Genomic DNA, 19,704 nt, shown 5'->3' with positions numbered 1-19,704 from the left:
TTTAATATTCTGTTTATCAATACTTTACATGGATTGATAAATTTTTGGCACGCTGTTTGTTTTATATCAGGCGAGTGCAAATAGTTGCACTTAGAATTTAAAACCTTATATTATGAAAAATTTTGTACTCCTTTTTGCGGCGGTAATTTTGGGCACTACAGGTGTCTTGGCCAAAAGTACAGTAGAAGATAAGGTTGCAACGCGCAATGCTTATAGGTACAACAACTCATTTATTTTTGTTGAAAATGGCATTACGTTTTCAGTATATCCAGATGGGGAGTTCGATTTCTACATTGAGGATTATGTTACTGGAAGAAGAAATGGAATAACCTTCAACTCAGGATATGATTATAGCCCTTACGCACAGTATGATGATTACGGTGCGGTGATTCAAGTGGAAAACGTTCCTATTTATTACGACTTTTATGGTAGGGTTACCCAAATAGGCGACGTGGATATTAGATATAGAAACAATAGGGTACGCAGCGTTGGTGGGATGTTCGTTTTCTATGATAACAGGGGATTTTACGATTACCATACCGGATTCATAAACATCTATAACAGACATTATGTATACCGACCATTCCATGGATTTTTCGTAAGACCGGCCATAGGATTCGCCTTGGTTTTCAACAGACCTTACAGAAGGTTCTACACGCCAATTAGATACACCTATTACAGACCTTACAGATTCAACACCCGTAGGGCTTATGTAGAGATCGGTAGGGAGCACAGGTACAATCAAGTAAGGCGCGAGCGGGCCAGTATTTATAGAAATGACAATAGAGTGGCGGTTAGGGAGAACTCCTACAGAGGTAATAAGGGCGTGACCTATAGAAACAATAACAGCCTCCGTTCCAATACCAATACGGCTAGAAGAAGTGATGATTTTAAATCTGGTAGAAGTGTAGCTTCAAGAAACAACGGACGAAATTATGACAATACCGTTAGAAGGTCGTCTACCGTGAACAGAAGCAGTGCCACAACGGTAAACCGAGGTAGTAACAATACGGTCAGAGGTAACGAAAAAAGAAAAGTAGTATCCACTAGGGAAGTAACCAGAACCCCAAGAAGTACTACGGTTAAAAGAAGTACCACTACCTATAATGCACCTGTCAAAAGAAGTACGGTGAACCGTGGTAGCGATCGTGGAACCGTAACCCAGAGAACCGTTAAAAGGACCGTTTCCAAAACTCCTTCTAACGATAGGAGCACGGTAAGCAGATCTACAAGGTCGGTGAATAAAGCACCGTCCCGAGGTACTACCAGAAGTAGCAATTCAAGATCAGCTTCTCGAAGGAATTATGAATAATTAAAGATAGTTTTTAGGTTGGTTAGTTGTTTAGCCCTGTAGCAAATTCGTTTGCTGCAGGGCTTTTTTTTGCTGATAGGAATTTCTTTGACATATTTTAATCCAATTTAATTTGATACAAATTGCAATTAGACTACATATTTCACCATGTGCATCAATCTATTTGATTAAAACCTGGTAGCTTCCCAAAAACCTAATTCCATAAGTAGATTGAAAAAAATACATCCAAAGTTGATCCGGCAATTATTACTTCTAATATTGATTCTTTTTTTTGGCTGGCTCATATTCGACTCCATGTTACCCTATATTTCGGGGGTTTTGGGAGCACTTACGTTGTATGTCATCCTAAGAAAATGGATGAAAAGACTCCAAAAGACCCGATTGGGAAAAAGGTGGTCCGCAATTATTCTGATTACTTTGGCCACCATTGGCATCTGCATCCCATTATCCGGTGCCATTTATATGCTAGGATTTAAAATTGGTAACTTGGCCGATAAATCGGAACAAGTTATCAGTGCTTTTAAGGAACAAGTTTTCGTATTGGAAAAGCATTTAGGTTATGATATTTCAAATGCCATTGACCCGCAACAGGCATCGGGGTGGGTTACTGACAACTTTTCGGGCTTTGCAAGTGGTACCCTTAACATAGTTGTTTCCATTGGGGTACTTTTGATCATCTTATATTACATGCTCATAGGTCCAAAGGAAATGAGGGATTCCTTAATGGAATATATTCCGTTGAGCAATAAAACATTGGTTACCCTGGGAAATGAAATAGACAAGGTGGTCCGTTCCAACGCAATAGCAATACCTTTGGTAGCAATTGCACAAGGAATTATCGCTCTTATAGGCTTTTTTATTTTCGACATTGATAATCCGTGGTTTTGGTTCGTAATCGTCACCATAGGATCCATGATACCTTTTATTGGGACCTTTGTCGGGATTTTTCCGGTATTCGTTTTGAGTCTGGCCAGTGGAAACGACTTTCAGGCGTGGGGAATTTTTATTTACGGAATGGTCGTGGTAGGTTCTACTGACAACCTTATTCGGCTTTTGTTACTTCAAAAATTGGATAGCATCCATCCATTGATAACCCTTATTGGTGTACTTCTGGGGATACCCCTTTTTGGATTTGTAGGACTAATTTTTGGTCCCTTAATTGTAAACCTATTTTTAGTTTTGCTTAAAGTTTATAAAGAGCAGTACGGTTTACGAAAATCGGAAGAATCACGTCAAATATAAATTATTTTCTACGCAAGTATCTATGCAAAACGGCATGAATATCTTCTGAAATTCGGAATTTATAAAGTATCAATAAATAAACCACCGAAATTAAAATACTTTTGACCCCTATATTTAAGATGGGGTGAAATGAAAACGGTATCGCGGAAAAAACAAGCGCTAACCCTAGTACCAACAAAAGGGCTTTTAAAGTTTCCTTTGTGAAAGGCTGAAGACCAAACTTGGTTTTCACGTAGTACAACTTCAATGAGTTGTAAATAAAAAACGCCGAAAAACTGGCAATGGCAGCTCCCTTCAGCCCAAATTTTGGTATCAACCAAAGATTGAAACCTATCGCCAAAATGGCCAATAAAACACCAAAAAACAACACAGATGTATAGTATTTGGAATTGAACAATATAGAGTTATTGTTGCCCAACAAGGAATCATAGACTTTTACCAAACCTATCCAAAACACAATGATATATCCCTCACTATAATCCGATGGCAAAAGTTTGTACAAATCCTGTAAATTCAGCAGTATTAAAATCAGCAGCAAGGATGAAACTATGAATAACGTCAGGGAGCTTTTCCGATACAATCCTCCAAGCGACTTCATATCATTGGCGTTGATATATTCGGCCGTCATGGGGTAGGTTATTTGATGCATCGCCCTACTGGGTACGGCAATTACGGTAGCCATAAAGCCTGCAACGGCATAAAAGGCCACGTTTTCGATGGGCAAATAATTGTTGAGCATGACCTTGTCCACCTCCATAAGTACAATGGCGGTAGACCCTCCCAAGATTATCAAGGCACTGTATTGAAGGATTTCCCGCCAATTGGAAGGTAGTACAGCGGCCAATTTTGGAAACCGAAGTCGGTACGCATACAACTTCATGATAGCCACTCTCAAAATGTAAAACCCCACCAAGGCATTGATGAATTGGGGCACATCCAGTACCTGCAACCAAAGGAGAACCAGTAAAAGGCTCTGCCCTATCCTACAAAAAATCTCTTTCATGAAATTTCCAAAAATCGACTTCATCCGGATTCTGGCCCATGCGTAGAAAACCTCAAAATAGGCCATGGAAATTCCGATCAGGAATATTTGCCAAACATAGTCCCGCACAACCGGGTTTTCATTTGATAGCAATTTCCCAATGGCCTCATTGGCAAAAAAACTGATTACACCTATAGGAACGATAAAGAGCAACGGTAGAAAAAGCATCATGCCCAAAAATTGGTCCTGCTCCTTTTCGGTATTAAAACTACTGTAAAACTTTACAAGGCTATTGGGCACTCCAAAGGCCAAGATAGGCATAAGAACCCCGGATACAGACAAAATCAATTGAACCAGACCATAATGTTCCGGCTGCATAAAATTAGTATATAGAAATAGCGTATTTACCGCACCAATGGCAAATCCAAGGTAGGTAACCATGGTATTGCTCAAGGATTGTTTTAGTACGATGCCCATGCTAAATATAATCTGCCAATTGCCTCGTTAGTTCACGCCTGCTGTAGCGCTCAATATTCGTAGCCGATGATTTTAATGAATTATTCTGAAACTGCTGAAACCAGTTTAAAAGTACCTTCTTAAGCTCCGTCTCCTGGGTGTGGTTAAAAACCTCGCCCGATGCCGTTTCCGTTATCATTTCCGCTACTTCCCAATTTTCAGGCCCAATACCCAAAATAGGCCTTCCTGAACGTACATATTCAAAGAATTTTCCAGGAATGATTCCTTTTGTTTCCTCGGAATCGATTTCCACCAATAATAATACTTGTGATTTCAGCTGATATAAAACCGCCTCCTCATGGGGTACATATCCCATGATGGTAACATATCTATTTAAACCGAATTCGTTCAGGGAATCCAGGATGTCCTGCCCCACGACGCCCACAAAATTTAATTGTAGGGATTCTTTTAATTCCAGATTTTCGCGCACCAATTCACCCAACACCTTCCATAATTTACATGGGTTTCGTTTGGTAAGCATAGATCCAATATGGGCTATGGTATACTTTTCATCCAAGGTAACGGGCTTTCTTTCCCCCATGTCATAACCATTGGTGATTACTTTGATGGGTTTTGGGGTAAGGCCCTGGAATTCTTGCTTCGTGGTCTTGCTCGTGACCACGATTTTATCGGCAGTATTCAAGACCTTTCGCTCAAGTTCCTTATGCTTTTTTTGTGCCGATGTCGTTAGCTTCAGTTTTTTGTGATATCCAATAGTGGTCCAAGGATCCCTAAAGTCGGCTATCCATTGCAGCCCCAATTGCTCCTTTAATTTAAGTCCGATAAGATGTACACTGTGCGGGGGTCCGGTAGTAATGATGGTTTCTATCCCTTCCTCCTTCAAAATAGGACCCAATAAGTTAACGGACGGATTTACCCAAAATTTTCGGGCATCGGGAATAAAAAGATTTCCCCGTATCCAAAGCATGACCCGTTCCAATACGGACTGATTCTTCTCGGAAATGACACCGGAACTTATTCGTTTGGTCTTCCTACCGGATATCAATTTTGAAAGTCCGTAGGGTTCAAAAATGGTATTTTCAATGATTTTGATATCCTTTGGAACCTCATCAAGCAAAGAGGCATCCTTTAAAGGATAATGTGGATTTTTGGGAATGTAAACCACCGGCTCCACACCAAAATCCCGAAAATAGGTTACAAACTTTAACCATCGTTGTACTCCGGGGCCGCCTGCCGGGGGCCAGTAATACGTGATGACCAAAACTCGTTTCATTGGGAAGTTTCTCCTTTTTTGGTTCTCCAAAAAGAATATCCAATGCCACCCAAAAGCACCAAACCAAGGAGAATGGTACTTGCCAAGGCAATCGTGCTACCTTGTTCTACGACTTCCGGCTCAAACTTGAATTCAATGGTATGTTTTCCCTCGGGAACACGCATCGCCCTTAAAACATAGTTTACCTTAAAATGGTCGGTTCGTTGTCCATCCAAATAGGCGTTCCAACCTTCTGGGTAGTACATTTCACTAAAAACCGCAACACCCGCATTTGGATTGTTGGAACTGTAGGTCAGGTGATTGGGCTCATAGTCCGTCAATTGAATCGTGGCGGTGGAATCCACTTGAAAACCTTGACGATTGATATTCCTTATTTTTTCGGAATTAAAAACGGCAACGTTCTTGGTATCCAGACTATCCAAAGCGAGTATCTCTTCGTTGGCGGATTCTACGGGCTTCAGCTTACTAACAAACCAAGCATTTCCATTGGCATCCGGATTTTGAATGGGGAATATGTTGCCTTCCTGGTCTTGCCGAATCACATATTTAACGTTCAGCATATTGAATACGGAAAGATTCCCTTTGTAGATATGGAACTCATACAAATCCTGCATGCCTGCAGGTTTGGCCGCATGGTAACCGGTAATACTTTGATGGAAATAGGCCGTTTTTGCCGAATCAAAACCATCGGTCTGATCAAAAACCCTATATACCCCATCGTCTTCCATAATCAGCTTATCCGCTTCCGTAGCCTGAAATGGCTCAAGCATCCTTCGTTTGGCCACAAAATTATCGGCGTTCACATACCTAAGGTTCACCCCTACCAAATCAAATACCACGAGCATTCCGATTCCCAATACGACCCAATTTTCCTTGAGTTTCCCCTTGAGATACAACCAGACCAAGCTAACGGTTATCAACACGTAAATCAATGACCGAATAAGATCGTTCGTGTACACGGCCTTACGGTCCAGTCGCAACATTTCAGGAAGTTCCTCTAAACCGGTCATGCGCAACCGTTCGTCCGAAGGCCCCGTAAAATCGAACATTCCCTTGACAAGGAACAACAAGACTCCTAGAGTCAAAACTACCGCTCCGGCATATTTTAAGGAATTCAACTTATCCGAGGGAGGGACTTTAGGTGAAAATATCTTTTTCAAGGCCAAGATGGCCAAGAGGGGCGCACATAATTCCAATACGACCTGGATGGAGGAAACCGCCCTGAACTTATCGTACAGCGGAAAATAATCGATCATGAAGTTTGTGAGTCCGCTGAAATTCTTTCCCCAGGAAAGCATCAACGACATCAACACCCCGAACAACAACCACCACTTATGTTTTCCCTTGACCAAGAACAATCCCAAAATAAACAGGAAAAATATAATGGCCCCAATGTAGGCAGGACCGGATGTCCCGGGTTGTTCTCCCCAATAAAGAGGTAGTCCGCTAACAAAATCCAAGGCACTGGACCTGGGCAGTCCTTTGTCTATCAAATAGTTGAAGGATTTTGAGTCCTCACCTAGGTTTTCCTGACTTGCCCCACCAAATAGCCGGGGAACGAACAAGTTTAAGGATTCCGTAATTCCATAACTCCATTGCGTGATGTACTCCTTGCTCAATCCATCCGTGCTCGCCTTTGGGGAACCATCAGGATTAATGGTCAGTTCACTTTTGCCCCTGGTACTCCAATCTGCATATTCCTTCGTGGCCAGAAGGCTTGTGGCATTTGCGGCAATACCCAATGCGACAGCCGCTACCAAAATTCCAACCGAGATAACATAGTGCTTTAATTCCTTTCGTTTGATGGCATCGACCAAATACGCTATCCCCAAAACCAGTACCAGCAACATGAAATAATAGGTCATTTGGTAGTGGTTGGCCACAATTTCGAGTGCCATTCCCAAGGCCGCCACTAAAAATCCGGATAGGTATTTCTTTCTGAAAACCAACACGATGCCCGCCAAAAGAATGGGCAAATATCCCAATGCATGGGCCTTTGCATTGTGCCCCGCTCCAATGATGATGATCAAATAGCTCGAAAAGCCAAAGGCCAAAGCCCCTACAATGGCCAGTTTATAATCTACCTTCAAACAACAGAGAAGAATATAAAATCCGATAAAATAAAGAAATAGATAATCTGCGGGCCTTGGTAAAAATCGGATGGCCCGATCCAATTCCTTGACATAATTGTGGGGATAGTTTGCCCCCAACTGATACGTGGGCATGCCCCCAAAAGCACTGTTGGTCCAGTAAGGCTCTGTTTCCGTTCTTTTCCTGAAATCGTTTTGTTCTTTGGCCATGCCCGTGTACTGGGCAATGTCATTCTGAAAAATTACCTTTCCCTGAAGTACTGGATGAAAGTAGGCCAGTGCGGCGATGATAAGGAATACGGTGACAAAAAAATGGGTAATAAAGAATTTTAGACCTTTCTTCATGTTCCGGTGGTTGGTTAGACAAAGATAACTAGTCTATTTCTTCAAAATCGATATATTCCCCAACTTTTTCGGAATTGCTCCTTTTCTTGGCCGACTTTTTTTTGATGATAACGTCACCTACTTGCTCCTCTTGCTGATTGGATTCTGGCTGGAATCCTTCAAAGGTCTTCCTAAAATGTGATTCGGTCTTTTTGGCCGCGTAATTCAATATTTTCGGCGCGAACATCCTTGCCAAAATTTTCAGCAGGTAGTACACCAAGAGAATTACCAATATAGTTTTTAAAAATGCCATTTATTTGGATTGCTACATATCAAAAATACAATTATCACGTTGTATAACTAGATTCAAAGTATTAAAATAATTATAAAGTCGTTTCCATGGGCAAGCCCTTTAGTAGCAGAAGAATCCTATTACAACTACTGGTTTTATTGATTGCACCTATGTCCGTCCTGGCCCAATATACGGATGTTATAAATTCCAACAGGCCTGGACTTTCCGTAAGTGCCTATGCCGTTGGAAGAAATGTCGTGCAGTTGGAAATGGGCCTTTTTTATGAACAGAGCGACCATGCACTTTTGAATACGCAATCTGATTCTTGGGGATCCAACTTCTCCTTGCGATACGGATTGTTGTTTGAGCGATTGGAACTAAATTATGAAGGTACTTTTCAAGATCAGGACATTATATACGAATTCTTCGACCTTAAGGCCAAGAGAAGGGATTTTTCCAGGAACAGATTGGGACTTAAGTATTTAATCTACGACCCGTATAAAAATCCGGAGCGAAACAAACCCAATCTTTACAGTTGGCGCGCCAACCATAAGTTCCAGTTTAAAAACTTGTTGCCTGCCGTCTCCCTGTATGCGGGAGCCAATTTTGTTTTGGGCGACAATCCCTACTATCCGGGAGAACCCACCTTTTCGCCGCGGGTCATGTTGGCCACCCAAAGCAGGATGACGCCAAGAATGGTCATGATCACCAATACGGCTTATGATAGAATTGGAACCGATGACCCGGAATTGAGTTATATAATTTCCTTCTCACATGCCTTTAGAAACCCCAAATGGAGTACCTTTTTGGAACATCAGGGGATACACAGTGATCGCTATTCAGATTTACTATTACGTGGAGGGGTTGCCTATTTGTTCAATGAGCAACTTCAAGTGGATATGGGACTAGGGGCAAGTTTTAAAAATACACCGTCCCGTGTTTTTGTGAATGCCGGGGGCTCCTATAGGTTTGACTTCCACAAAGATAAATTGGTCCCCATCGAAGACCAAAAGTCCAATGAAAATGGGGGTGCCATCAAGAAAAACTCCATGAAAAAGGAGAAACGAAAAGATAGAAAATCCCGGGGAAGCGGTGCGGAAGACGTGGATTTGGGACCGTCCAAAAAGCAATTGAGAAAACTCAAAAAGGCCCAGAAAAAAGGAAATAGGGACGACAGCGAAATTGACTTCTAAGTTTCGATACCCTTAGTACTTTTAACCTTTGCTTAATTTTTAGGTATTGATTAATATTCCTAATATTGATGCTTCTAAGAAGCATCGATGATCACATTAAAAGAGGTTGCAAATACCAAGGAGCTAAAGAAGTTCGTAACCTTTCCTTTTTCGCTCTACAAGGGTTCCAAATATTGGGTTCCCCCTATTATAAAGGACGAACTTGACTCTTTTAACAAGGATATAAACCCCGTGTTCAAAGATGCGGATGCCCGATTTTTTCTAGCCTATAAAAATCATTCCATTGTTGGTAGAGTCGCCGCTATCATCAACCGATTGGAAATTGAGCAGCAACAGATCAAGAAAATGCGATTTGGTTGGTTCGATTTTATAGACGATCCCAATGTCTCCAAACTACTTTTGGAAAAAGTTGCGGAAATAGGAAGGGAAAACCAACTTGAATTTATGGAGGGACCGGTAGGTTTTTCCAATCTGGATAAAGTAGGAGTACTTGTGGAAGGTTTTGACCATATTGGCTCTATGGTCACTTGGTATAACCATCCCTATTATGAAAAGCATTACGCCAATTTTGGATTTGTAAAGGAGAAGGAGTACATGGAGAACAAATTCCCCGTTAGTAATGCAGATCCTGCACTCTTTACCAAACTTAATGACATTGTTAAAAAGAGGTATGGCCTAAAAGAAATGAACTTTACAAGCACCAAGGAGGTTATGCCCTATGTGGACGAGATGTTCGACCTTTTTAACGAAACCTACGCAAAGCTTTCTTCCTTTGTTCCCATTACCGAAATACAAAAGGCCTATTTCAAAAAAAAATATATCAGTTTTATCAATCCGGAGTACATCAAATTTATTCTGGACAAAAATGACAAGGTAATTTCCTTTGCCATCGTAATGCCCTCTTATTCCAAGGCTTTGCAAAAAGCCAATGGCACATTGTTACCTTTTGGGATTTTTCATCTATTATCGGCAAAAAGGAACAGTAAGGATGCTATCTTTTATTTGATAGGCATCCACCCTGAATACCAGAACAAAGGTGTTACCGCCATCATATTCAATGAATATTACAAGGTATTCACGGAAAAAGGTATAAAAATGTGTTACAGAACTCCAGAGTTGGAAGAAAACATTGCCATAAAACAAATGTGGAAGCACTTTAGCCCAGAGGTTTACAAAAGAAGAAGAACCTATAGAAAAAGCCTATAAAAAAGCCCAAACTTAATGTTTGGGCTTTATTTATTACTTATTGAAAAATCGAACGCTACTCTCCCATAGCCGCTGCAACCGCTGCGGATAATCTTTTATAGGTTCCGTTTTTCAATCGGTCCCTGATAGCGGAAAAAGCATCCAGAGTTTCGCTAATATCCTCCATGGTATGGGTTGCCGTTGGTATCAAACGCAACAAAATCAACCCTTTAGGAATCACTGGATATACTACAATAGAACAGAAAATACCGTAATTTTCCCTCAAATCCTTTACCAATGCCATCGCCTCTGGAATACTACCGTTCAAATATACAGGGGTGACACAGCTAGTAGTGGTCCCAATATCAAAACCTCGCTCCTTTAAACCGTTTTGAAGGGCGTTAACGTTTTCCCACAACTTCGCCTTAAGCTCCGGCATGGTACGTAACATGTCCAAACGTTTTAAAGCTCCTTTCACATAAACCATGGGAAGGGATTTTGCGAACATTTGGGAACGCAAATTATATTTTAGGTAATCGATTATTTCTTGATCGGCCGCAACAAAAGCCCCAATACCAGCCATGGATTTGGCAAATGTGGCCAGATATACATCTATTTGATCCTGAACACCTTGCTCCTCACCTGCACCTGCTCCGGTTTTGCCCAACGTTCCAAAACCATGGGCATCGTCTACCAATAACCTAAAGTTGAACTTCTTTTTTAACGCGACAATTTCCTTAAGAATCCCTTGTTCGCCCCGCATCCCAAAAACACCTTCGGAGATAACCAAAATACCCCCTCCTGTTTGGTCCGCCATTTTGGTGGCTCGCTCAAGGTTCTTTTCCAGACTCTCGGCATTGTTATGGGTAAACGTAAACCTTTTACCCATATGCAATCGAACACCATCGATAATACAGGCGTGGCAATCCACGTCATACACAATAATATCATCCTTTGTAACCAATGCATCGATAACCGACATAAACCCTTGGTAACCAAAATTAAGCAAGTAGGAAGCCTCTTTTTGGGAAAATTCTGCCAATTCCCGTTCCAATTGCTCGTGGTAGTCCGTATGACCACTCATCATACGTGCGCCCATTGGGTACGCCGCTCCGTGCTCCGTTGCTGCTTCACCATCTACCTTTTTTATTTCGGGTAGATTTGCAAGACCCAAATAATCGTTTATACTCCAGGTAATTACATCCTTTCCTTGGAACTTCATCCTATTGGAAATTGGACCTTCCAATTTAGGAAATACAAAATATCCCTCTGCTTGTGAAGCCCATTTACCTAACGGGCCCTTATTTTCTATGATTCTTTCAAATAAATCTCTCATCACCTAGTTTTGGTTCTGCCTGCAAAAGTAAAAATTTTTGGACAGCATTCACAAATAATTTATTGGCACCGCCAAAGGGTTTACTATACCTAGGTTAGTCACGAAATAAAAAGTTCGTCTTCGAAGAATGCCTCGTGGGCTTTCCCCAAGGTAGATATGAATAAAAAAAAGCGGGCAAAAAGCCCGCTTTTGGTAGTATTCTTAAACCTCAGCTTACTTAATGAACTGGATTTCCTGTTTCGCTTCCACTGGATTGGCCTCCAAAAAGCCTTGGTCTTCCATCCACTGGTCACTGTAAATTTTACTCATATACCGTGAACCGTGATCTGGGAAAATAACAACGACTTTGCTGTTCGCATCAAAGGTGTTCAATTCATCCAGTTGTTTCACGGCCTGCATAACGGCTCCACTGGTATACCCTACAAAAATGCCTTCCGTTCTGGAAATTTCCCTTGCGGTATGTGCACTTTCCGCATCGGTGACCTTTATAAATTCATCGATAATCTCAAAATCCGTGGCAGTTGGAATCAAATTTTTACCCAATCCTTCAATCCTGTACGGATAGATTTCATTGGTATCCAAGGTTCCCGTCTCGTGATATTTCTTTAAAACGGAACCATAGGCGTCTACTCCAATGATTTTGATATTCGGGTTTTGTTCCTTTAAATATCGGGCCGTACCGGAAATAGTACCACCCGTCCCACTGCAGGCCACCAAGTGCGTAATCTGTCCGGCTGTTTGTTCCCAAATTTCAGGACCTGTTGATCGATAGTGGGCCTCCATATTCAATTCATTAAAATACTGATTGATATATATGGAGTTCTTGGTTTCGTCATGCAAACGTTTCGCTACTTGGTAGTAGGACCTTGGATCATCCGCACTCACATGGGCAGGACAAACATACACTTCCGCACCCATGGAACGTAGCATATCGATTTTATCGGCAGAAGACTTAGAACTGACCGCCAGAATACACTTGTACCCCTTGATAATACTTACCATGGCAATACTAAAACCAGTATTCCCAGAAGTTGTCTCAATAATGGTACTGCCTTCCTTCAAGAGGCCTTTCCTTTCGGCCTCTTCTATTATGTGGATTGCGATGCGGTCTTTGGAGGAGTGACCTGGATTGAATGCCTCAACTTTGGCATAAAAGTCACCTGTAAGATTCTCGGTAATCCTGTTAAGTTTCACCAAGGGTGTTTTCCCAATTAATTCTAAGATATTGTTGTTAGCCTTTATCTTATTTTCCATAGGGGGGTACGATTTTTGTTTTTAGCAAATCAAAGATTTGTTAAAATTTGCTACAAATCTACTATTTTTTTTCTACAGTACTATTTTTCCTTCCAAATCCAACAGAAATGCATATTCCTTTGCGGCTTCCCTAAGTGCCTCAAACCTGCCGGAAGCCCCTGCATGACCCGTTTCCATATTGATATCAAAAAATAAAAAGGTATCATTTTTTTTCAATTCCCTTAATTTGGCGACCCACTTGGCAGGTTCAAAATATTGCACTTGGGAATCATGCAAACCCGTGGAGACATACAAATTGGGGTAACCCTGGGCCTTTACATTGTCATACGGAGAATAGGATTTCATATAGTTGTAGAATTCCAAATCGTTTGGATTGCCCCATTCGTCATACTCCCCGGTAGTCAGTGGAATTGAATCATCAAGCATTGTGGTGACCACATCCACAAAGGGTACTGAAGCAATTACTCCATTGTAAAGCTCAGGGGCCATATTGATGACAGCGCCCATCAAAAGACCGCCTGCGGAACCACCCATGGCATACAGATGATCGGGACCTGTCAATTGCTGTTCAATCAGGTATTTCGAACAATCGATAAAATCCGTAAAGGTATTCATCTTCTTTAAAAGCTTTCCATCCTCATACCACTTCCTCCCCAAATACTCACCTCCCCTTACATGGGCAATGGCATAGACAAAACCTCGGTCCAATAAACTGAGGCGTACCGTTGAAAAATAGGGGTCTATGGTGTACCCATATGAGCCATAGGCATATTGTAAAAGCGGGGTATTCTTGGATAAAACCGTATCCTTATGGTATACCAAGGAAATAGGAATTTTTATCCCGTCCCTTGCCGTGGCCCAAAGACGTTCTTCAATATAATTGTCCTTATCAAAATTTCCCCCAAGTACCTCCTGTTCCTTCATGACGGTCTCCTCTTTGGTGGCCATATTGAAATCGATTACAGAACTTGGAGTTCTCAATGAATTATAGCTATATCTTAAAATTTGGGTGTCGAAATCCCGATTGTTGCCCACGTGGGCTGTATAAGTCTCACTTGAAAAAGGCAGGTAATAGGCATCCGAACCGTCCCAACGGACTATCCGAATCTGGTTGAGTCCGTTTTCCCTTTCGGAAAGAACATAGTAATCCTTGAAAATATCAACATCTTCCAATAGCACATCCTCCCTGTGCGGAATGAACTCTTGCCAATTCCTGGATTCCGTGCTATCCTCTCCCACCTTCATTAACTTAAAATTGGTAGCACCGTCCTTATTTGTCAGGATATAGAAAGAGTCCTCAAAATGAAAAATTGAATACTCCACCCCTCTTTCCCTAGGGGAAAATACCTTAAAACCTTCCTCCGGTCTTTCCAAGGAGAGCATCTGAAACTCCGAGGTCAAGGTACTATGGGAACCTATTACAATATACTTTTTAGATTTTGTCTTGTACACAAAGGTGCTAAAAGTATCATCCTTCTCATGAAACACCAACTCATCCTTTGCTACGGGGGTTCCCAGAACGTGTTTGTATATTTTATCCGATCTTAGGGTAACCGGTTCCTTCTTGGTATAGTAAAAGGTTTTGTTATCGTTGGACCAAACACCGCCACCTGTGGTATTCTCTATTTTATCTGGATATATTTCACCTGTCTCAAGGTTCTTTACCTGAAGTGTATATTCCCTTCTTGAAACGGTATCCACACCAAAAATGGCCAAAGTATTATTGGGGCTGACCGCGATTCCGCCCAAACTAAAATATTCGAAACCTTCTGCCATCTCGTTCCCATTGAACATGATTTCTTCTTCGGAATCCAAGGTTTCCTTGAAACGGGAATAAATGGGATATTCACCCCCTACTTCATATCTGGTCTTGTACCAATATCCATCTAGCTTGTAGGGTACGGAGGCATCATCTTCCTTGATCCTGGTCTTCATTTCCTTAAAAAGTGCCTCTTGGAAAGCTTTGGTATGCGCCGTCATGGCATTGTAAAAGTCGTTTTCACTTTGCAAATAGGCCAAAACCTCAGGGTCTTCCCTCTCGTTAAGCCAGTAGTAATTATCGATTCTAACATCGTTATGGGCAACTAATTCCTTAGGTCGTTTTTTGGCTACCGGTGCATTGCGCTGTGTCATTCTGTTCTCTTTTCAATTTTAAGATGGTCGCAAAAATAGATCTTATTATTTGGAGCGTTTCTGTATGTTAGGCCGATTTTGGATCCGCAACGAATATGAACATTTTAGTACCTTTGAAATATAAACGAAAACAAAAAAATCAGCTATGTTCGGAGATTTGATGGGTATGATGGGCAAACTAAAGGAAACCCAAAAAAAAGTGGAAGAGACCAAAAAGCGGATGGACACGGTCCTTATCGATGAAAAATCTTCCGATGGGTCCGTTTCCGTAACTATCACCGCCAATAGAGAAATAAAAAAAATCGAAATTTCAGAAGAACTTTTGTCCGACATGGAGCAGTTGGAGGATTTTCTAATCTTAACGCTGAACAAGGCCATTAAAAGGGCGACGAGCATAAACGAAAGCGAATTGGCGTCTGTTGCCAAGGAAGGAATGCCCAATATTCCAGGAATGGATTCTTTGTTGAAGTAAGCTACTGTTTGGCAGGCCTACATGGCACTCCCAAGAAATAAAGTTTTGATTTGTAGGTAAGACTGAGCGTTGAACTTTATGGCGATGGCTTGAACGTTTTCCAGTCCCTATTCTTTGAAATTACCTATCTTTAAAAGAAAGAATTGGTATGATCGAGGTCAAAAACAAGGATGATGAATTTTACCAGTTTGTGGTAAAATCTGCCACGGGAAAAGTGCTGTTGGAAAGTGTGGAATTTAAGGATTCCAAATCCATGGAGCATACGCTTAACGAACTAAAGAATGTCGAACTTCCAACTAAAAGGTTCGAACGCAAAACGAATTTCGAGGGTAAATTTCTGTTCAATCTAAAAAACGACCAAGGAACCGTAATTGGCAGCAGTGGTTTTTACAACTCCGAAGCCGGTATGGAAAACGGCATCAAAAACCTACGAAACATCCTGGAACCGTAAAAGGGCCAATTTTAGATAACCTAGAAACGCCGTAAGGTTTCCAAAAAATAGTCGTGCATTTCATTGGTATAATCCATGTGCGTTACCATACGCAACTTTCCCTGCCCCATGCTTATGATATGGATATCCTTTTCCTGCAATTTGGAGTTGAAGTCGGCACTGGACATAAAATCCTCCTCAATTTCAAAAATGATGATGTTGGTTTCTATGGGTTCCACTTTCCTTATAAAGGACAGCTTCGTTAGTTCCTTACCAATTTCTGCCGCCTTTTGATGATCCTCTGAGAGTCGGTCAATATGATGGTCCAAAGCATAGATTCCTGCAGCGGCCAAAAATCCCGACTGGCGCATGCCCCCACCCAATATTTTTCGTATCCGTAAGGCATGGTGAATATGCTCCTTGCTTCCCAAAAGTACGGAACCCACCGGGCATCCCAAGCCTTTGCTCAAACATACACTAATAGTTTCAAAGAGGGCGCCATACTGTTCCGGCGATTCATTTTTAGCCACCAAGGCGTTCCACAATCTGGCGCCGTCCAAATGATAATGCAAACCGTGCTTTTCGCAAACCGCCTTAATCTTCTTTAATTCCTTATTATCCCAACAGGCACCACCCCCTTTGTTCGTCGTGTTTTCAATACATACTAAGGAAGTCAACGGACTGTGATAAAAATCGGGTGGATTTATGGCCGATTCTACCTGTGCCGCCGTAACCATGCCCCGGTGTCCATCCAAGAGCCGACAAGAAACGCCGCTGTTAAAACTCACACCTCCGCCTTCATAATTAAAAACATGGGCATATTTATCACAGATCAATTGCTCTCCGGGTTGGGTATGCAATTTTATGGCGGTCTGATTGGTCATGGTACCGCTCGGGAAGAAAAGTGCCGCCTCCATCCCGAACATGGTGGCCACTTTTTCCTCCAAAGCATTGACCGAAGGGTCATTTTTGAACACATCGTCCCCAACTTGGGCAGACATCATGGCATCCAGCATACCAGCCGTAGGTTTGGTGACCGTGTCGCTTATCAAATTTATTGTCATTACAGGATACTATTTTGGATTAATGAAAACAATCCATGCCTATGGGCGAACCATCTGGAATCTTTGGCGCATCGACAACTTTAAATTCATCTGGGTGTTCATAAAAATCAGTGATCCTACGGCTAATTTCCCCTTTGATAGCCGCATTTTCCATATTCATGGCATTCAATTTTTTTAGCTGCATGTTGGCAATCGCATTTACCTGCGGATGGACGGCATCACTCGCTACCAAGTTCATCAGATGAAATAGCACCCTAAAATTGATATTTTGCTGTACCTCATTGCTATAGGAATTTTTCAGATTTTTCCCGAAGGTATTGGAAACTACTTCGGCCAATACCTCTTCCAATCCAAGATTGTTGGGGTCCAAAGCCTTTTGTTGGATCAATCTGGAAGCCCTTTCCGGATGCAGCAATAGTCCAAGGGTCATATCGGCGGCCGTTTCTGGAGCGGAAAGTGCGTCAAAGGTGACGCCCGTCTTGCCGTTAAAGGATTCCCGGGTACTTCCAAAACCAATGGCCCTGGGAGGGAACAAACTCAATTTCTCCTTTGGGATTGCAATTTCATCGGCATCCAAGGTCCTTAAAATTGCCTTTAAGGTTTGTTCCTGAGTTCGCTTATCTACAGGGGCAACGGTCAATTGGCCATCCCCCTTTACGGTATAGTTATAATCCAAACCGCCTATGATCTTTGTTGCCGCTTCTGTTTGATACCGATGGAAAAAATACAAGGGTGCGAAAACGTCTTCCAAAACGGAATTGGCCTCATTGGTGCGGATATTGTCTATAGAGAAGTTTGCGATGGCGGTCTCCCTGATCTTCAACATATCCAACAATTCATCACTGATGGACTTTCCGTTGTCCCAAAGGTGGGCAAATATATGGGCCCCGCCTTGTGGACGCGCATCTTGATCGGATATGTACCGTAGACCATCCGAAGTTGCTTTTTCCAAAATTTCGTTCAACGCTTCCCTTTCATTGGTACCTTTGGGAAAATCGCTATAAGCATAGGCCACGATTACCTTGTCCCATTCCCCGATGCCCGTATCATACGCATTGGAAAAATCGATTTCACCATTTTTGACCGAAAACTGGGGGTGTGGATAATCCATCACCGAAGCCCTTCCATTGGTGCTGGCGGCAAAGTTGTGCGAAAAGCCCAAAGTATGCCCTATTTCGTGTGCCGATAACTGACGGATTCTCGCCAAGGCCAAATCCAACATAGGCTGGTAATTATCGTCCCTTTCCGCAAAAGGCTTGTTCATCAAAGCCTGTGCAATTAAAAAATCCTGACGGATTCGTAAACTTCCCAAACTAACATGTCCTTTAATTATTTCACCGGTTCTGGGATCCGACACGCTGGAACCATAGCTCCATCCCCTAGTAGATCTGTGCACCCATTGAATGACATTATAGCGAACATCCAAAGGATCCGCATCGTCCGGCAACATTTTTACCTGAAAAGCATCCTTATACCCAATGGCCTCAAATGCTTGGTTCCACCACCTGCCACCTTCCAAAAGGGCACTGCGAACAGGTTCCGGGGTTCCGTTATCCAAATAATAGATTATAGGTTCTACCGCTTCACTGACCTCGGCATCGGGGTTTTTCTTTTCCAACCGATGCCTAGGGATAAACCTTCTTATCAAGGACTCCTCAACGGGAGTCGCATAATCGTAATAGGAAAAGGGATAGGCCCCTGACCTGGGGTCGAACTCGCGCTTTTCAAAATTGTCATCGGGGAGTTCCACAAATGAATGATGCTGGGCCACGGTAATCAATCCAGGGTTGGGCACCACACTTCTCACATAGCTTCCTTTGGGACTTCCCTTAAAGGTTAGGGTAATATCAAATTCAATATTTTTTGGAAAGGCCTTGGTACGGTCCATCGCCATGGCACTTTTTTCCTTGTCCAGCGTATAACTTCCCTGATCGGTGCTTTGGAGTCTTTCCGTAACTCCATGGATATCCTGCATTAAAAACCCCGATATATCAATAATATATTTCCCATCTTTTTCCTCTTCAATGGGAAAACCATATAAAATGGATTTTGCAAAGGCCTGCTCCACGGATTTCTTTTCAAGGGCATTGTCCGTCAAGGCCCTGAACTTTAAATTAGGCTGCACCAAAAGGAGCTTGTTTCCGGCCTTCCTGAAAAAGACTACCTGTTCATTTCCCAATTGCCCCCTGTCCAAGCCAATATCATTGCTTCCGATGCCACTGCTCAAGGAAGAAACATATAGAAACTCCTTTTCCAATTGGGGTACCTCTAGATAAATTTTGTCGGTTTTGGAATCGTAATAGAAATCGAAAAGGCCTTCAAACTTTTGGAAATCCTTTTTTTTCTCTGAAAACTGACCAAAAACCGGTGATATGGATAGTATGGCCAAAAACAGCCATAACGGGGATGTTTTTTTCATGTATTAATGGGTATTGATTCTTAAAAATTACTGTTTACATCCAATAAGTCGCAAATGAATACGTGAAAAAAACAACTTGGATGTTTGGTTTCAAAATTTAGTTAGGAGTTAAAAATAGATAATTTACGGCTAAATTCTTAACCGATGGTGTCCTAATTGGAGAAACACGTTTTTAAACAAAAAAGTCGCAAGATTTTTATAGAAAAGAAAATTTAAGCACCCTATT

Annotated in this window: 15 protein-coding genes; 6 read left to right on the top strand and 9 right to left on the bottom strand. The window is 41.9% G+C overall.

Features of this window, described 5'->3' with window-relative positions; all coding sequences use genetic code 11:
• Positions 1-112 precede the first annotated feature (112 nt).
• Together ACZ41C_RS14315 and ACZ41C_RS14310 are read left to right on the top strand one after the other, a co-directional pair.
• Complete coding sequence (locus ACZ41C_RS14315) at positions 113-1,312, top strand: hypothetical protein (RefSeq protein ID WP_464562383.1); 1,200 nt, start codon at positions 113-115, stop codon at positions 1,310-1,312.
• A gap of 210 nt (positions 1,313-1,522) precedes the next feature.
• Positions 1,523-2,554, top strand: coding sequence for an AI-2E family transporter (locus tag ACZ41C_RS14310; RefSeq protein ID WP_138258475.1), 1,032 nt, complete (start codon positions 1,523-1,525; stop codon positions 2,552-2,554).
• A gap of 1 nt (position 2,555) precedes the next feature.
• Here ACZ41C_RS14310 and ACZ41C_RS14305 read toward each other — a convergent pair whose 3' ends face one another.
• From ACZ41C_RS14305 to ACZ41C_RS14290, 4 genes are read right to left on the bottom strand one after another with little or no spacing between them, the layout of a single operon-like run.
• Positions 2,556-4,013, bottom strand: a complete 1,458-nt coding sequence (locus tag ACZ41C_RS14305) for an oligosaccharide flippase family protein (RefSeq protein WP_464562381.1) — start codon at positions 4,011-4,013, stop codon at positions 2,556-2,558.
• Between the two features lies 1 nt (position 4,014).
• The gene (locus ACZ41C_RS14300; protein WP_464562379.1) at positions 4,015-5,286 is read right to left on the bottom strand and encodes a glycosyltransferase family 4 protein; all 1,272 of its coding nucleotides are present in this window, start codon (positions 5,284-5,286) and stop codon (positions 4,015-4,017) included.
• Positions 5,283-7,721, bottom strand: a complete 2,439-nt coding sequence (locus ACZ41C_RS14295) for a YfhO family protein (protein ID WP_464562377.1) — start codon at positions 7,719-7,721, stop codon at positions 5,283-5,285. The genes ACZ41C_RS14300 and ACZ41C_RS14295 overlap by 4 nt, the downstream gene beginning before the upstream one ends.
• Positions 7,722-7,749: 28 nt before the next feature.
• Positions 7,750-8,013: a DUF4834 family protein gene (locus ACZ41C_RS14290; protein WP_138258371.1), complete on the bottom strand. Its 264-nt coding sequence runs from the start codon at positions 8,011-8,013 to the stop codon at positions 7,750-7,752.
• An 86-nt stretch (positions 8,014-8,099) separates the two neighbouring features.
• Between ACZ41C_RS14290 and ACZ41C_RS14285 the strand changes: the two genes are divergently transcribed.
• Positions 8,100-9,185, top strand: a complete 1,086-nt coding sequence (locus ACZ41C_RS14285) for a transporter (protein WP_464562374.1) — start codon at positions 8,100-8,102, stop codon at positions 9,183-9,185.
• Between the two features lie 87 nt (positions 9,186-9,272).
• Entirely contained in the window at positions 9,273-10,391 is a 1,119-nt protein-coding gene (locus ACZ41C_RS14280; RefSeq protein ID WP_138258369.1) for a GTP cyclohydrolase, read from the top strand.
• Positions 10,392-10,446: 55 nt separating this feature from the next.
• On the opposite strand, the gene ACZ41C_RS14275 is transcribed toward ACZ41C_RS14280, so the two are convergent.
• The 3 genes from ACZ41C_RS14275 to ACZ41C_RS14265 all read right to left on the bottom strand — a co-directional run bounded on the left by ACZ41C_RS14275 (position 10,447) and on the right by ACZ41C_RS14265 (position 15,093).
• Positions 10,447-11,706, bottom strand: a complete 1,260-nt coding sequence (locus ACZ41C_RS14275) for an aminotransferase class I/II-fold pyridoxal phosphate-dependent enzyme (protein ID WP_138258368.1) — start codon at positions 11,704-11,706, stop codon at positions 10,447-10,449.
• Between the two features lie 213 nt (positions 11,707-11,919).
• Positions 11,920-12,960: a PLP-dependent cysteine synthase family protein gene (locus ACZ41C_RS14270; protein ID WP_138258367.1), complete on the bottom strand. Its 1,041-nt coding sequence runs from the start codon at positions 12,958-12,960 to the stop codon at positions 11,920-11,922.
• Between the two features lie 72 nt (positions 12,961-13,032).
• Positions 13,033-15,093: a S9 family peptidase gene (locus ACZ41C_RS14265; protein WP_138258366.1), complete on the bottom strand. Its 2,061-nt coding sequence runs from the start codon at positions 15,091-15,093 to the stop codon at positions 13,033-13,035.
• A gap of 145 nt (positions 15,094-15,238) precedes the next feature.
• Between ACZ41C_RS14265 and ACZ41C_RS14260 the strand changes: the two genes are divergently transcribed.
• Together ACZ41C_RS14260 and ACZ41C_RS14255 are read left to right on the top strand one after the other, a co-directional pair.
• Positions 15,239-15,565, top strand: coding sequence for a YbaB/EbfC family nucleoid-associated protein (locus tag ACZ41C_RS14260; RefSeq protein WP_464562371.1), 327 nt, complete (start codon positions 15,239-15,241; stop codon positions 15,563-15,565).
• Between the two features lie 148 nt (positions 15,566-15,713).
• On the top strand, positions 15,714-16,016 hold the full coding sequence (locus ACZ41C_RS14255) for a YegP family protein (protein ID WP_138258364.1): 303 nt from the start codon (positions 15,714-15,716) through the stop codon (positions 16,014-16,016).
• Between the two features lie 20 nt (positions 16,017-16,036).
• Here ACZ41C_RS14255 and ACZ41C_RS14250 read toward each other — a convergent pair whose 3' ends face one another.
• Together ACZ41C_RS14250 and ACZ41C_RS14245 are read right to left on the bottom strand one after the other, a co-directional pair.
• Positions 16,037-17,059 carry a threonine aldolase family protein gene (locus tag ACZ41C_RS14250; protein ID WP_138258363.1) on the bottom strand — a complete coding sequence of 341 codons (1,023 nt, stop codon included), beginning with the start codon at positions 17,057-17,059 and terminating at the stop codon, positions 16,037-16,039.
• A 19-nt stretch (positions 17,060-17,078) separates the two neighbouring features.
• Positions 17,079-19,478, bottom strand: coding sequence for a zinc-dependent metalloprotease (locus tag ACZ41C_RS14245; RefSeq protein WP_464562368.1), 2,400 nt, complete (start codon positions 19,476-19,478; stop codon positions 17,079-17,081).
• Positions 19,479-19,704: the final 226 nt, after the last annotated feature.

This window comes from Maribacter sp. C-4077 (assembly GCF_055378385.1).
The sequence above is the reverse complement of the archived record's forward strand: the minus strand, read 5'-3'. Positions and strand labels throughout refer to the sequence as shown.

Coding starts and splice junctions, on each gene's coding strand:
- ACZ41C_RS14315 (WP_464562383.1), top strand. CDS start 113: ATGAAAAATTTTGTACTCCTTTTTGCGGCGGTAATTTTGGGCACTACA.
- ACZ41C_RS14305 (WP_464562381.1), bottom strand. CDS start 4,013: ATGGGCATCGTACTAAAACAATCCTTGAGCAATACCATGGTTACCTAC.
- ACZ41C_RS14300 (WP_464562379.1), bottom strand. CDS start 5,286: ATGAAACGAGTTTTGGTCATCACGTATTACTGGCCCCCGGCAGGCGGC.
- ACZ41C_RS14295 (WP_464562377.1), bottom strand. CDS start 7,721: ATGAAGAAAGGTCTAAAATTCTTTATTACCCATTTTTTTGTCACCGTA.
- ACZ41C_RS14290 (WP_138258371.1), bottom strand. CDS start 8,013: ATGGCATTTTTAAAAACTATATTGGTAATTCTCTTGGTGTACTACCTG.
- ACZ41C_RS14285 (WP_464562374.1), top strand. CDS start 8,100: ATGGGCAAGCCCTTTAGTAGCAGAAGAATCCTATTACAACTACTGGTT.
- ACZ41C_RS14280 (WP_138258369.1), top strand. CDS start 9,273: ATGATCACATTAAAAGAGGTTGCAAATACCAAGGAGCTAAAGAAGTTC.
- ACZ41C_RS14275 (WP_138258368.1), bottom strand. CDS start 11,706: ATGAGAGATTTATTTGAAAGAATCATAGAAAATAAGGGCCCGTTAGGT.
- ACZ41C_RS14270 (WP_138258367.1), bottom strand. CDS start 12,960: ATGGAAAATAAGATAAAGGCTAACAACAATATCTTAGAATTAATTGGG.
- ACZ41C_RS14265 (WP_138258366.1), bottom strand. CDS start 15,093: ATGACACAGCGCAATGCACCGGTAGCCAAAAAACGACCTAAGGAATTA.
- ACZ41C_RS14260 (WP_464562371.1), top strand. CDS start 15,239: ATGTTCGGAGATTTGATGGGTATGATGGGCAAACTAAAGGAAACCCAA.
- ACZ41C_RS14255 (WP_138258364.1), top strand. CDS start 15,714: ATGATCGAGGTCAAAAACAAGGATGATGAATTTTACCAGTTTGTGGTA.
- ACZ41C_RS14250 (WP_138258363.1), bottom strand. CDS start 17,059: ATGACAATAAATTTGATAAGCGACACGGTCACCAAACCTACGGCTGGT.
- ACZ41C_RS14245 (WP_464562368.1), bottom strand. CDS start 19,478: ATGAAAAAAACATCCCCGTTATGGCTGTTTTTGGCCATACTATCCATA.